Below are 12,169 nucleotides of genomic sequence, written 5' to 3' on the forward strand. Positions count from 1 at the left end.
TGCTTAGATGATGGGATGATGCACTATGGCATATCGGCATGGGCTCTTGCGGTGGTGCTGTCGGCGCTGGCCGGCTTCATCGATGCGATCGGTTTTCTGCGGAGCGGGGGCCTGTTCGTCTCCTTCATGAGCGGCAATTCGACGCGTCTCGGCGTCGATCTCGTCGCCGCAGGGCCGGTCGCGGCGCTGGCGGCCGTCCTGATCGGCAGCTTCGTCCTGGGTGTCATATTCGGCAGTCTCGTCGGAAGTCGCTGGCCGGGCCGGCGCAAGGGGGCGATTCTGTTGCTTGTATCGCTGATCGTCGCCTGCTCGGCCCTGATCGAAACGAACGGGGGAGGCGCCCTCGCCATGCTGGTGCCGCTGGCCCTGGCGATGGGCGTCGTGAACAACGTGTTCCAGCGCGACGGCGACGTGACGATCGGGGTAACCTATATGACCGGGGCGCTGGTTCGCCTCGGGCAACGGCTGGGCGACGCGTTGCGTGGCGGAGACCGCTGGGCCTGGTGCCCCTTCCTGCTGCTCTGGTCTGGTCTTGTCGTGGGGGCAGTCGTGGGAGCTTTGGCCTATGCGCGGCTCGGGGCTGGCGCGCTGTGGGTTGCCGCAGGGGTGGCGGGGCTGCTGTCGCTCTGGGGCGCCTGGCTGCAACTAACTGGCAGGGATCAGCCGCGCGAGGGCAAATAGCTTAAGGGGTTGACGGGCTTCAGCCCGTTGCGAATTTCGAAATGGAGTTGCGGCTCGGCGCTATAGGGGCTGGCCCCGCTCCGGGCGATCGTCTGCCCCCGCACCACCTTCTGGCCGCGTGTCACCGTGATGCTGTCGGCGTAGCCATAGGCGCTTATCCAGCCGTCGCCATGGCGCAGCAGCACGAGCGTACCATAAGCGGGAATGTCCTGCCCGACATAGGCGACCACGCCGTCCGCCGCTGCGGCGATGGGGCTTCCCCGTTCGGCAGCGATGTTGACCCCGTCATTGGTCTGGCCGCTGCCGATCTTGCCGAAACCGCGCAGGATCTTGCCCTTGACCGGCCAGTCGAAGCGGCCCGCGAAGCTTTTCGGTTCGGCCACGGCCACGGTGGGGGCGACGGTGCGCGGGGTCGTGACCGGCGGCTTGGGCTGCTCGCGCGTTGCCACGGCAGGCTCCGAACCGGAGATGATATCCTCGATGTCGACGCGAAAGGCGGCGGCGCGTTCGTCGGGCGACATGCGCGCGACTTCGACCTCGCTGGGAACGAGCAGCCGCTGGCCTTCGCGCAGCACATAGGGTTCTTCGAGCTGGTTGCTCTGGGCGATTTTCAGCCAGTCGACGCCATAAGCGCGGGCGATCGCGATGCCGGTCTCGCCCTTGCCGACCCGGTGATAGCGGCCGCCGGGAATCTTCAGCTTCTGGCCGACGAGTATCTTGAAGGGGGGCGGGATGTCGTTGACCCGGGCGATGGCCTCCGAAGCTGCGCGCGTCTTTTCGGAAATGCCGCGCAGCGTGTCGCCGCTTCGCACCACATAGACCGACGAAGGGACATTGACGGCGGATGGTGTCACGGTCCGTACCTGCCATGCCGGGGGCGGCGAGGGTGGCACATTTTCCGAGACGGGTGGCGGCGGCGGTCCCGGAACCGGCGTCGGGGCGATCTGCCTCGGCGGCGTTGGCGACGTCGCCGTTGCGCTGCGCTGCGCGCGTGGCGGCGGCGCTGCGCTGCGTACGTCAGCTCGATCGGGAGAGGGAATACAGGCGGTCGTCAGCAGCAGCGCTGTCACGGCGAAGGCGGCGGGGCGGCGGTGATGCTGAACCATATCGTCCTGTTAGCAGCCCGCTGCGGGCATTTCACCCCGGCTCTCGACCTGTCTGCCCACGGTTGGAGCCGGTCCGTCCGTTACGGACAGGCGGCCGTCAGCGATAAAGGGCAGCGAGGTCGGATAGCGCCGCCCGGTTGGTCATGTCGCAATGGAGCGGCGTGACCGTTACCCACCCGTCGGCAGCCGCTTCGAGATCGGTGTCGTGCGCCGGCGTATGCGGCATGCCGGCCAGCTTCAGCCAATAATAGTCGAAACCGCGCGGGTCGGTCCGCTGCAGGATTTCGGTCGCGCCATAGTCGCGCAAGCCCTGCGGCACGACGCGGACGCCCAGCACCTGATCCGGATCGCGGGCCGGAAAGTTGATATTGACCAGGCTGCGCGGCGACCATGGGCCATCGAGCAGCGGGCGCAGGACACGCTCACCCCAGGCTTCGGCTGCGGCAAAGCTGACATTCGCTCCGGCCCCGGACTTCGCATAGACCTGGCTCAGCGCGATCGAGCGGATCCCGGCGAGCGCGCCTTCCATGGCGGCGGAGACGGTGCCCGAATAGCTGACATCCTCGCCCAGATTGGCGCCGCGATTGACGCCGGACAGGATCAGGTCGGGCGGGCCATCCTTCATCACATGCGCCAGCGCCATCATGACCGCGTCGGTCGGCGTGCCCGATACCGCATAGCGCCGTTCGCCCAACTGGCGCAGGCGGAGGGGGCGGGTCAGTGTCAGCGAGCGACCCGCGCCCGACTTTTCGCTGAGCGGCGCCACGATGGTGACGTCGTCGGACAGGGTGCGGGCGATACGTTCGAGCACCGCGATCCCCGGCGCGCCGACACCGTCGTCATTGGTCAGCAGGATCTTCATGCGGGGCGAAGCTCGGTGATGCCCCCCATATAGGGCAGGAGCGCCTCTGGGATACGAACCGACCCGTCGGCCTGCTGGTAATTTTCCAGCACCGCGACGAGCGTGCGACCCACGGCCAGCCCGGAGCCGTTGAGCGTGTGGACGAAGCGTGTGCCCTTGCTCTCCCCGGCGGGGCGGAAGCGTGCGTTCATGCGGCGGGCCTGGAACTCGCCGCAGTTGGAGATGCTGCTGATCTCGCGATAGCGTGCCTGACCGGGTAGCCAGACCTCGAGATCATAGGTCTTGCGAGCCGAGAAGCCCATGTCGCCCGTACACAGCAACACCCGCCGATAGGGAAGCGCGAGCGCCTCGAGGATCGCCTCGGCGGCGCGGGTCATTTCCTCGTGAACGACCTCGGATTGCTCAGGCGTCGTGATCGCGACCAGTTCGACCTTTTCGAACTGGTGCTGACGGATCAAGCCTCGCGTATCGCGACCGGCGGCACCCGCCTCCGACCGGAAACATTGCGTCAGCGCGGTCAGCTTCATCGGCAGGACGGCCTCGCCCAGGATCTGCTCGCGCACCAGATTGGTAAGGCTGACCTCAGCGGTAGGGATCAGCCAGCGGCCATCGGTCGTCCGAAACAGATCCTCGGCGAATTTCGGCAATTGACCAGTTCCGAACATCGCGTCGTCGCGAACGAGCAGCGGCGGGACGACCTCGGTGAAGCCCGCCTCGGTCTGGCGATCGAGCATGAACGCGCCCAGTGCGCGCTGCAGGCGGGCGATGCCCCCCTTGAGAACCGCGAAGCGGGCGCCGGATATGGCGGCTGCGCTTTCGAAATCGAGCCCGAGCGGCCCGGCGAAGTCGGCATGCTCCTTCGCATCGAATGCGAAAACTGGGATGTCGCCCCACCTGTGCTGCTCGACATTGTCCTGTTCACCGGCTCCATCGGGCACGTCGTCGGCGGCAAGGTTGGGCAGGGCTGCGAGCGCAGAAGTCAGCTGCGCGTCGATCTCCGCGCCCTCGGCTTCCAGCGCGGGCATGCGCTCCTTGAGAACTGCAACCTCGGCCATCAGGTGGGAGGCCGTCGCTTCGTCCTTCTGCGCCTTGGCCTGGCCGATCGCCTTCGACGCTTCGTTGCGGCGGGTCTGGGCAGTCTGCAACTCGGTCGCGATGGCCCGGCGGCGCTCGTCCAGCGCCAGCAGGGCGTCGGATGCGGCAGCGCCCCCGCGTCGGACCAGAGCTGCGTCGAAAGCTGCGGGATCGTCCCGGATGAGGCGTATGTCGTGCATGCTCGCCCTATGGCCATGTTGGATGGGCCGCGCAACATGCGAGACGACTGTTACACCGGCTTTGCCCGCACCCGGTGATGGGGGCGTGGCCGATGCGCGAAATGGCGACACGCATTTCGTTTCGGCCCGCGCAGCTGTCGTTTCGCCGAAACCGGGTGGAACGACCTGCGTCCATCGGGAGTCAATCCTGCGACCGCTTTGATTATGTTCAGGAAAAGGAGTGTGAACGTGACCTTGCGAACAGCATTTTTGGCTACCACCCTTCTGATGGCGACCAGCGGTGCGGCCTTTGCGCAGGCGCCGGCTGCAACCCAGGCCACTGCGGCTGCCACCGTTAACGTGACCCAGGGCGCGGCCGTCATGGACGCCAAGGGCGGAGCCGTCGGGACCATCGCGTCGGTGAATGGCGATGTCGCTGTGATCGACACCGGCGTCGTGAAAGCGAGCGTGCCGACCTCATCCTTCGCACAGAGCGACAAGGGTCTTTTGCTGGGGATGACGAAGGCCGAACTCGAGGCGGCGGCGAAGGGCGCCTCGGCCGAGCAGAAGGAGCAGTTCCTCGCCTCTTTGGTTCCCGGCATTGCAGTGAGCGACGCGAGCGGCGGTGCCGTCGGCACGATCGAGGCGATCGAGGGCGACATGGTGACGATCGCCACGCCGAATGCCAAGGCCAAGCTGCCCAAGGCCTCGCTGGCGCAGGGCCCGAACGGCCCCGTCATCGGCATGACCCAGGCCCAGCTCGAGGCGGCCGTCAAGGCGACCACGCCGCCTGCCGGATAAACCGGGTTCGACAGCGACAAAAAATCTGCGCCCGCGTACGGCCTCCCGGCTTGTGCGCGGGCGTTGCCCTGTCTATAGCCCCGCACACGTCGGGGATATGGCAGAAAACGGCCGAGTCCGGCGCGCCCAAGGGGAACAGCGGAGAGTCTTATGGCGTCGTCGCTGCAACGCGTTTCGATTGTCGGGAACCAGTAAACGTGTCTTCTGTGGATCTGGACGACGACTACAGGCCATCGCCTGACGAGCCTTTCATGAACGAAAGGCATCTCGCCTATTTCAAGGCGAAATTGCTCGCCTGGAAGGATTCGATCCTCAAGGAATCGGCGGGCACCCTCCAACAGCTGCAGATCGATTCGCTGCGCGAGCCGGACCTGACCGATCGCGCGTCGAGCGAGACCGACTGGTCGATCGAACTGCGCACCCGTGATCGCCAGCGCAAGCTCATCTCCAAGATCGACGCTGCGCTGCGTCGGATCGAGGATGGCGAATATGGCTATTGCGAGGTCACCGGCGAACCGATTTCGCTGGGCCGGCTCGAGGCTCGCCCGATCGCGACCATGACCGTTGAGGCGCAGGAGCGCCACGAGCGGAACGAGAAGGTCAGCAGGGAGGACTGAGGTCCTCTTTTTTGTGTCTGTCGTGCGGCGCGGTGATGCGCTCACGACGGCCATGACATTTCAGGACTGCGCCGCTTCCTTCAGCGATCGCGCATCAGGCGATGATGTCGGGGATCAGCATATCCTCGAGTTGGCTGATCTCGTCCTTGATCCGCAGCTTGCGTTTCTTGATTCGGGCTATCTGCAACTGGTCGATGGCCGGCGCGGCTTGCAGCGCGATTATCGCCGCTTCGAGGTCGCCATGCTCCTGGCGCAATATGTGGATGCGGCGTTCGATCAGTTCACTGTCCAAGACGACTCGCTCCGCAACGGCAATTCACTGCGGGAATTCTAGCGGCGAAACATGTCCCGGCTCAAGGCCGAGTGACTCAAGAACGGCTTGTCGTGCTTTTCCCGCAGCTTACGCCAGGCCGTAGTGAAGTCTCGGGTAAAGCGAAATTTTTAACCAAGACAGCCTTGGCGAATCGTGATTTATTGGTCGGCCCAAGACGAGGTGAAAGGAGACGCTGTCTATGTCGACTACCCATTCGTCCGCCATGTTGGCGAAGCATGCAGGCATCGAGGCCAGGATCGCGGCGGAAAGCCGCCGGCCTTCTCCCGACATGATGCTGATCAACGAACTGAAGAAGCAGAAACTGAAGATCAAAGAGGCTCTCGCCCGCCTTTGATGCGCAGGAGGATTGAGGGTCAGTCGATCCTCAATCCAGGCCTGCGGACGCGGCCAAGGTCGACGAGCTTGCGCAAATTTTCGTCGCTGCCGTTGACGACCTGCCGCCGGGCCAGTTTCGGGTCGATCACCGCGTTGAACGTGATCCCCATCCGGCCTTCCCGAACCCACACGATCTCGCCGCCGACGGTTCCCACGCCCCGAATCTCGACTTCGACGATCGCGCCCTGATCATAGTCGAGCTCGGAGTCTGCCATCAGCCCGGTAGGGGAGAGGTTGCGGATCCGAATGGGCTGGGTCTGGCGCGCATAGTCGCCGGCCGCCCGCATCGACGCCATCAGCAACAGGCTGTCGCGCTTGCGCGTGCGCTTGCCCGCCGGTGCGGGGGTTTCCCCGGCCATGTCGCCCATGATCGATCCTCAAAACTGCCAGTTGGGTCGATTAAAGCGCACAGAGGTTGAGGAGGGGTAAATGATGGGCGGCGGGCAACCGGTTTGGCGCCCGCCGATCCCCAGGTCAGGCGGCTGTCGTCAGCGCTCGATGCACATGGCGATGCCCATGCCGCCGCCGATGCACAGAGTCACCAGGCCCTTGCGCGCATCGCGCTTCGCCATCTCGTAGAGCAGCGTGGTGAGGACGCGCGCGCCCGATGCGCCGATCGGATGGCCGATCGCGATAGCGCCGCCATTGACGTTGACGATGTCCGGGTTCCAGCCGAGCTCCTTGCCGACCGCCAGCGCCTGCGCGGCAAAGGCTTCGTTCGCTTCGATCAGGTCGAGGTCGCCGATCGACCAGCCCGCCTTCTGCAGCGCCAGCGTGCTCGCCGGAGCCGGGCCGATGCCCATGATCGAGGGATCGACCCCGCAGGTGGCCCAGCTGGCGATCTTGCCGAGCACCGGCGCGCCGCGCTTCGCTGCCTCGTCTGCGGTCATCAGAACGAGCGCAGCGGCGCCGTCGTTGATCCCGCTGGCATTGGCGGCCGTGACCGTGCCGTCCTTCTTGAAGGCCGGCTTCAGGCTGGCCATCGCATCGAGCGTCGCGCCTGCGCGGATATATTCGTCCTGGTCGACGACGGTCTCGCCCTTGCGGGTCTTGACCGTCACCGGCACGATTTCGTCGGTGAAGCGGCCCGCGGCGCGCGCGGCTTCGGCCTTGTTCTGGCTGGCCACCGCGAAGCTGTCCTGCTCCTCACGGCCGATCTGATATTTCTCGGCCAGATTTTCTGCCGTGATCCCCATATGATAGCCGTTGAAGACGTCGGTCAGGCCATCGACGATCATCGTGTCGACGAGGGTAGCGTTGCCCATCTTCGCGCCGTTGCGCATGTGCTGGGCATGGGGCGAGAGCGACATATTCTCCTGGCCGCCCGCGACGACAATCTTGGCATCGCCGCAGCGGATCGACTGCGCCGCGAGGGCGACCGCGCGCAGGCCGGAGCCGCACACCTGGTTGATGCCGAAAGCAGTCGCCTCCTTGGGGATGCCGGCGTTGATGGCGGCCTGCCGGGCGGGATTCTGGCCCTGGCCCGTCGTCAACACCTGACCGAACACGACTTCGTCGACATCGGTGGCGGCGACCCCGGCCTGCGCCAGCGCAGCTTCGATCGCGATCCGGCCCAGCTCATGTGCGGGCGTCGCCGCGAAAGAGCCGAGGAAGCTGCCGACGGGGGTCCGCTTGGCCCCGGTTATCACGATATCGGTCATGGTCGAGCTCCTGCTGTCTGCCGCGCGTGCGAAGGGCTCTACAGGCCCGATATGATCGACTCACGCGGGATTATGATCGTCAGTCGACTATCAGGAGTTTTGCAGCTGCGAAACCCATAGGGCGATATGGTGCCACAGTGATCCCGGCGCTTTGCGACCCACGACCATGCCGACATGGCCCTCAGCGAGCGAGAGGCGCTCACCATGAGACAGGGCGGTTGCCTCAGGGGTGATCCGGTCGATCGTCGATACGATGTTCAGCACAGGCATGCGCAGGCTGTCCGGCGTGATCGTCTGTCCGGCCACGGTCCAGTCGCCTCGTCCGCTGCAATTCTCGACCATGAGGGACGTCATGAGCTGGCGGCCCGCCGCAAAGGTCATCGGGGGGCCGTCATTGGCCCAATCCTCGACGGCGACATAATTCCGGCCTTCGGCGCTTGCCGGATCCTTGGTGGAGAATTGCTCGAACTTCGCAATCGTCCTTACCGGGTCGATCCGCCAGAAAATCTGCTGGAGGATTTCCGCAGGAAGGAGGCCCAGCTGTTCCGCTGCCGATGCTGCGCCCTCCCACAGTTGCAACAGATCGTTTCGCGTCTGCGAAGAAAAACCGGAAAAATCCCAGGGTGCTGCGATCAGCAGAAGCGCATGGGGGGCGGTCAGTGCGGCGGCTGCGATGCTCATCGTCCCGCCGAGGCAATAGCCGGCAAGCACGGTGTCGGGCCCGAGCAGATCAAGCGTCGGCAGCAGATAGCGTTCGACATGGCCACCGATGTCGAGATCGGCTTCTTCCGGGCCGGGTGTGCCCCAGTCGAGCAGAAAGGGCTGCAGGCCGTTTGCTGCAAGTCCGCGCATCATCGAATTTTCGATACTGAGATCAAGGATCTCGCAGCCGTTGATCAGCGACGGTACGAACAGCACCGGCCGTCCGGCTTCGGCATAGCCGTGAATCCGGACGCGGCCGATCTGTTCGACGGTCGAGAGCGCCGGCTCACGCGGCGTGCGCGGAGCGGACTGGTAGCTGCGCAATCCCGCAAGGGCAGCCTTCATCCGGCTCGGGTCGGCGCCGGTTTCGCTGCGCAGCATGTCAAGGAACAGGGGCAGGGGGCGCGGCCTGTGTTGCGGCGCGGAAAGATTTGGTGCTATGCTCTCGCCAGAACTGTTGGGCAGGCGGGGTATCATGGCGAAATCATCGGACGGCTCGGGCACGGTCATCATCAAGAAATACGCCAATCGTCGGCTCTACAACACCGAAACTTCGAGTTACATCACGCTCGACCATCTCGCGACGATGACGCGCGAGGGCCGCGACTTCAAGGTGATCGACGCCAAGTCGGAAGAGGACATCACCCATAATGTCCTCACGCAGATCATCATGGAGGAAGAGAATCGCGGGCAGACGATGCTGCCGGTCAGCTTCCTTCGGCAGCTGATCTCGCTTTACGGCGATTCGATGCAGTCGATGGTGCCGCAATATCTGGAAGCGTCGATGGATGCTTTCCGCCGCAACCAGACGCAATTCCGTCAGGCCATGGAAGGCGCGTTTGCGGGCGGCCCCTTCGCGGAGATCGCGAAGCGCAACATGGACATGCTCGAAGCTGCCGCAAGTGCTTTCAAGCCGCCGCGTGCCGGCGCAGCCGCCAAGGAAGAGCCGGCCGCCGAAACCCCGCCGCGCAACGAGGTCGAAGCGCTGAAGGCGCAGCTTGCCGCCATGCAGGAACAGATCAACAAGCTGAAATAAGCGCGACAGGGCAGAGCCATGCAGCGATAGCCGCCGCCGGTGATCCGGCGACGGCTCCTCCCGTCATTTGGCGGGTTTGACGAATTTCAGAGTCAGACGATCGCTCTCGCCGATCGCCTGATATTTTGCCCGGTCGACATCGCCGAGGCTGTAGGTCGGCGGCAGCGTCCACACCCCCTTCGGCCAGTCATGCGTGTCCTTGGGATTGGCGTTCACCGGCGATTCGCCTGCAAGCTTGAACCCGGCTGCCGTGGCCAGGCGAATGATGGTCGAGCGCTTGAGATAGCCGCTCTCCTTCTCTTTTGCCGAATCCATCTCCTCGGGGAGCCGGTGGTCGACGACCCCCAATATGCCGCCGGGCTTCAGCGCGGCATAGAAGTCGGCAAAGGCTTTGGCTGCCGTAGCATCGCCCGCCATGATCAGATTGTGGACGTTGCGAAAGGTGAGCACACGATCCGCCGTGCCAGCCGGGAAGGTCGACGGCTCGGTCGGGCTGAACGGTGCGATCTCGACGGTACCGAACCAGTCCTTGTTGCGCTCGAACATTGCCTTGGCGGCGTTGAGACCGCGTTCGGATGCCGGGGGCACCGCGACATAGCGGCCATTGCCCTTGAGCATCGGGGCGAGGATCTCGGTATACCAGCCACCGCCGGGATAGAATTCGACCACGGTCTGGCCCGGTGCGACCTCGAAGAAGGCCAGTGTTTCCGCTGGGTGGCGATAGGCGTCGCGCGCGCGATTCGTCTCGCTGCGACGGCTGTCGGACAACGCCTTGGCCAATTCCGGCGAAGGGGTGGGAGCGGCGAGAGCCAGGGACGGTGCCGCGAGCGAAAGGCCGAGGGCGACAAGAAGCGAGTAGCGCATGGGCATCATACTCCCGATATGGATTTGACGATCCATCATGACGGAGCCTCAACAAGGTGCAATCGGATTACGCATGGCCGACATTGTGCTTCGCCGCGCTGGCAGTGCTATCCATCGCGGCGGACTGGCGAAATCATCGCCGGAGGGAGGTGAATCGCGAGCGCGGGCGAATCGCCTGGATGCCCTGGTCGCTGATTGCGGTGCTGTCGTTGTTGCTGGCGGCGGTGTTCGCGGCCTGGTGGTTGCGCGGCGAATGACGCTTCAGAGGCAGGATTCCAGCAGCGCCTGATCAAAGCCGAACTGGCGCGCCTTCTCGATCGTATAGGGGCGCAGGCCGGTCGGGACGAACTCGCCGATGATCTTACCTTCGGTGTCTTCGGCATGATATTCGAACTTGAAGAGCTCCTGGGTGATGATCACCGGACCTTCCATGCCCAGCACTTCCGTGATGCTGGTGACGCGGCGCGAGCCGTCGCGCAGGCGCTTTACCTGGACGATCAGGTCGACCGAGTCCGCGATCTGCTTGGAGATGGCTTCCTTCGGGACCTTGATGTCCGACATCATCACCATATTCTCCATACGCGCCAGCGCCTCGCGCGGGCTATTGGAGTGGAGCGTACACATCGATCCGTCATGACCGGTGTTCATGGCCGCAAGCATGTCGAAACATTCGGGGCCGCGAATTTCGCCCAGGATGATGCGATCGGGGCGCATGCGCAGCGCGTTGACGACGAGGTCGCGGATCGAGATCGCGCCCTGGCCTTCGAGATTGGCGGGGCGCGTTTCCAGCGGCAGCCAGTGCGGCTGTTGCAGGCGGAGTTCGGCCGCGTCCTCGATCGTGATCACCCGTTCGCCCGGGTCGATCATCTTCGACAGGGCGTTGAGCATCGTCGTCTTGCCCGAACCGGTGCCGCCCGAGATTACCACGTTGAAGCGGCTCGCGCCGGCGATCTTGAGCATGGTCGCCATCCGCTCGCTCATCGAGCCGCTGCGCGCCATCATGTCGAGCGTGATGGGCTTCGACGAGAATTTGCGGATCGAAATCGCGGTGCCGCGCAGGGAGAGGGGCGGTACGATGACGTTGACGCGGCTGCCGTCGGTCAGGCGCGCGTCGGCCAGCGGGGTGGTCTGGTCGACCCGGCGGCCGACCTTGGACACGATGCGCTGGGCAATCTGGAACAGATGCTCCTCGTCGCGGAAGTTGACCTTGGCGAGTTCGAGCTTGCCCTTGCGCTCGACATAGGTCTGGTCGGGTCCGTTGACCATGATGTCGGTGATCAGCGGGTCGCTGAGCAACTCTTCGAGCGGCCCCAGACCGAGCAACTCGTCGATCAGCACTTTTTCGAGCGCGAACTGCTCGCGCCTGTTGAGCGTGATGCGAAGCTCTGCAAGCACCTCGCCGATGATCGGGCGGAACTCCTCGGCGAGTTCGTCCTTGCTGAGCGAGGCCGCCGCCTCGGGATCGACGCGCTCGAGCAGGCGGGGAAGCACCTGCTCCTTGATCTTGTGAATCGACGCCTCGAAGCCTTCTACCCGCGAGCGCCCGGCGTCGCCCGACGCCGCCTCGCGAATGGCGAGACGGGCCATGGCGTCGATCTGGCGGCTGCCTGTGGCTTCGTCCGCACTGGCGGCGATCGGATCGTCGAAGCCGGGGAGTCCGGCGAAGGGATCGCTCCCCGCTCCTGGGAAAGCCGTATCGATTGGCGGGAATTGCAGACCGCCGGAAAGGCCGGACGGTGGCGCGTCGCCGTGCATCGGACGCGCCACGCCAAAGGCCGGCTTAGCCCCGTGCGTCATTGCGCCTCTTTTGCCGAACGCACTCATTCACCCTGCCTCACGGCCGATCAACCCGTCAGGGAGATAGGGCGAAAACTCCT

At 64.8% G+C, this 12,169-nt stretch carries 16 protein-coding genes; 7 read left to right on the forward strand and 9 right to left on the reverse strand.

Going from position 1 to position 12,169, the window contains the following annotated elements:
- Nucleotides 1–15 precede the first annotated feature (15 nt).
- Nucleotides 16–681, forward strand: coding sequence for a YoaK family protein (locus ACNI3R_RS17630; RefSeq protein WP_426185752.1), 666 nt, complete (start codon nt 16–18; stop codon nt 679–681).
- Here the strand turns inward: ACNI3R_RS17630 and ACNI3R_RS17635 are convergent.
- Nucleotides 660–1,535 (reverse strand): peptidoglycan DD-metalloendopeptidase family protein, encoded by an 876-nt coding sequence (locus ACNI3R_RS17635; protein WP_426185754.1) that lies wholly within the window; start codon nt 1,533–1,535, stop codon nt 660–662. The genes ACNI3R_RS17630 and ACNI3R_RS17635 overlap by 22 nt on opposite strands.
- Between ACNI3R_RS17635 and ACNI3R_RS17640 the strand changes: the two genes are divergently transcribed.
- Nucleotides 1,516–1,776 carry a hypothetical protein gene (locus ACNI3R_RS17640; RefSeq protein WP_426185756.1) on the forward strand — a complete coding sequence of 87 codons (261 nt, stop codon included), beginning with the start codon at nt 1,516–1,518 and terminating at the stop codon, nt 1,774–1,776. The genes ACNI3R_RS17635 and ACNI3R_RS17640 overlap by 20 nt on opposite strands.
- A gap of 108 nt (nt 1,777–1,884) precedes the next feature.
- On the opposite strand, the gene surE is transcribed toward ACNI3R_RS17640, so the two are convergent.
- Together surE and serS are read right to left on the reverse strand one after the other, a co-directional pair.
- On the reverse strand, nt 1,885–2,649 hold the full coding sequence (surE, locus tag ACNI3R_RS17645) for a 5'/3'-nucleotidase SurE (protein ID WP_426185758.1): 765 nt from the start codon (nt 2,647–2,649) through the stop codon (nt 1,885–1,887).
- Nucleotides 2,646–3,923: a serine--tRNA ligase gene (gene serS / locus ACNI3R_RS17650; protein ID WP_426185760.1), complete on the reverse strand. Its 1,278-nt coding sequence runs from the start codon at nt 3,921–3,923 to the stop codon at nt 2,646–2,648. The genes surE and serS overlap by 4 nt, the downstream gene beginning before the upstream one ends.
- Before the next feature lie 249 nt (nt 3,924–4,172).
- On the opposite strand from serS, the gene ACNI3R_RS17655 reads away from it, so the two are divergent.
- On the forward strand, nt 4,173–4,703 hold the full coding sequence (locus ACNI3R_RS17655; protein ID WP_426185762.1) for a hypothetical protein: 531 nt from the start codon (nt 4,173–4,175) through the stop codon (nt 4,701–4,703).
- A 251-nt stretch (nt 4,704–4,954) separates the two neighbouring features.
- A complete protein-coding gene (gene dksA, locus ACNI3R_RS17660; protein ID WP_426185764.1) occupies nt 4,955–5,320 on the forward strand; it encodes an RNA polymerase-binding protein DksA in 366 nt (121 codons plus the stop codon).
- Nucleotides 5,321–5,414: 94 nt separating this feature from the next.
- On the opposite strand, the gene ACNI3R_RS17665 is transcribed toward dksA, so the two are convergent.
- Nucleotides 5,415–5,612, reverse strand: a complete 198-nt coding sequence (locus ACNI3R_RS17665) for a YdcH family protein (protein ID WP_426185766.1) — start codon at nt 5,610–5,612, stop codon at nt 5,415–5,417.
- 220 nt (nt 5,613–5,832) lie between these two features.
- On the opposite strand from ACNI3R_RS17665, the gene ACNI3R_RS17670 reads away from it, so the two are divergent.
- Complete coding sequence (locus ACNI3R_RS17670; RefSeq protein WP_165321771.1) at nt 5,833–5,988, forward strand: YdcH family protein; 156 nt, start codon at nt 5,833–5,835, stop codon at nt 5,986–5,988.
- A 19-nt stretch (nt 5,989–6,007) separates the two neighbouring features.
- On the opposite strand, the gene ACNI3R_RS17675 is transcribed toward ACNI3R_RS17670, so the two are convergent.
- The 3 genes from ACNI3R_RS17675 to ACNI3R_RS17685 all read right to left on the reverse strand — a co-directional run bounded on the left by ACNI3R_RS17675 (nt 6,008) and on the right by ACNI3R_RS17685 (nt 8,773).
- Entirely contained in the window at nt 6,008–6,397 is a 390-nt protein-coding gene (locus ACNI3R_RS17675; RefSeq protein ID WP_426185768.1) for a PilZ domain-containing protein, read from the reverse strand.
- A gap of 120 nt (nt 6,398–6,517) precedes the next feature.
- Nucleotides 6,518–7,690, reverse strand: a complete 1,173-nt coding sequence (locus tag ACNI3R_RS17680) for an acetyl-CoA C-acetyltransferase (RefSeq protein WP_426185770.1) — start codon at nt 7,688–7,690, stop codon at nt 6,518–6,520.
- 90 nt (nt 7,691–7,780) lie between these two features.
- Entirely contained in the window at nt 7,781–8,773 is a 993-nt protein-coding gene (locus tag ACNI3R_RS17685) for an alpha/beta fold hydrolase (protein WP_426185772.1), read from the reverse strand.
- Between the two features lie 94 nt (nt 8,774–8,867).
- On the opposite strand from ACNI3R_RS17685, the gene phaR reads away from it, so the two are divergent.
- Nucleotides 8,868–9,428: a polyhydroxyalkanoate synthesis repressor PhaR gene (phaR, locus tag ACNI3R_RS17690; RefSeq protein WP_426185774.1), complete on the forward strand. Its 561-nt coding sequence runs from the start codon at nt 8,868–8,870 to the stop codon at nt 9,426–9,428.
- A gap of 63 nt (nt 9,429–9,491) precedes the next feature.
- Here the strand turns inward: phaR and ACNI3R_RS17695 are convergent, their stop codons facing one another.
- On the reverse strand, nt 9,492–10,292 hold the full coding sequence (locus tag ACNI3R_RS17695; protein WP_426185776.1) for a class I SAM-dependent methyltransferase: 801 nt from the start codon (nt 10,290–10,292) through the stop codon (nt 9,492–9,494).
- Nucleotides 10,293–10,348: 56 nt separating this feature from the next.
- Here ACNI3R_RS17695 and ACNI3R_RS17700 point away from each other — a divergent pair, with 56 nt between their 5' ends.
- Nucleotides 10,349–10,549, forward strand: coding sequence for a hypothetical protein (locus ACNI3R_RS17700; RefSeq protein ID WP_426185778.1), 201 nt, complete (start codon nt 10,349–10,351; stop codon nt 10,547–10,549).
- A 4-nt stretch (nt 10,550–10,553) separates the two neighbouring features.
- Here ACNI3R_RS17700 and ACNI3R_RS17705 read toward each other — a convergent pair whose 3' ends face one another.
- On the reverse strand, nt 10,554–12,116 hold the full coding sequence (locus ACNI3R_RS17705) for a CpaF family protein (protein WP_426185780.1): 1,563 nt from the start codon (nt 12,114–12,116) through the stop codon (nt 10,554–10,556).
- Nucleotides 12,117–12,169 lie beyond the last annotated feature (53 nt).

Source organism: Rhizorhabdus antheiae, from assembly GCF_049889055.1.
Lineage (GTDB): Bacteria > Pseudomonadota > Alphaproteobacteria > Sphingomonadales > Sphingomonadaceae > Rhizorhabdus.

Excerpts from the sequence above, each read along its gene's own strand:
- ACNI3R_RS17670 (WP_165321771.1), top strand. The coding sequence starts at position 5,833 with ATGTCGACTACCCATTCGTCCGCCATGTTGGCGAAGCATGCAGGCATC.
- surE (WP_426185758.1), bottom strand. The coding sequence starts at position 2,649 with ATGAAGATCCTGCTGACCAATGACGACGGTGTCGGCGCGCCGGGGATC.
- ACNI3R_RS17680 (WP_426185770.1), bottom strand. The coding sequence starts at position 7,690 with ATGACCGATATCGTGATAACCGGGGCCAAGCGGACCCCCGTCGGCAGC.
- ACNI3R_RS17675 (WP_426185768.1), bottom strand. The coding sequence starts at position 6,397 with ATGGGCGACATGGCCGGGGAAACCCCCGCACCGGCGGGCAAGCGCACG.
- ACNI3R_RS17705 (WP_426185780.1), bottom strand. The coding sequence starts at position 12,116 with ATGAGTGCGTTCGGCAAAAGAGGCGCAATGACGCACGGGGCTAAGCCG.
- ACNI3R_RS17685 (WP_426185772.1), bottom strand. The coding sequence starts at position 8,773 with ATGCTGCGCAGCGAAACCGGCGCCGACCCGAGCCGGATGAAGGCTGCC.
- serS (WP_426185760.1), bottom strand. The coding sequence starts at position 3,923 with ATGCACGACATACGCCTCATCCGGGACGATCCCGCAGCTTTCGACGCA.
- dksA (WP_426185764.1), top strand. The coding sequence starts at position 4,955 with ATGAACGAAAGGCATCTCGCCTATTTCAAGGCGAAATTGCTCGCCTGG.
- ACNI3R_RS17630 (WP_426185752.1), top strand. The coding sequence starts at position 16 with ATGATGCACTATGGCATATCGGCATGGGCTCTTGCGGTGGTGCTGTCG.
- phaR (WP_426185774.1), top strand. The coding sequence starts at position 8,868 with ATGGCGAAATCATCGGACGGCTCGGGCACGGTCATCATCAAGAAATAC.
- ACNI3R_RS17695 (WP_426185776.1), bottom strand. The coding sequence starts at position 10,292 with ATGCGCTACTCGCTTCTTGTCGCCCTCGGCCTTTCGCTCGCGGCACCG.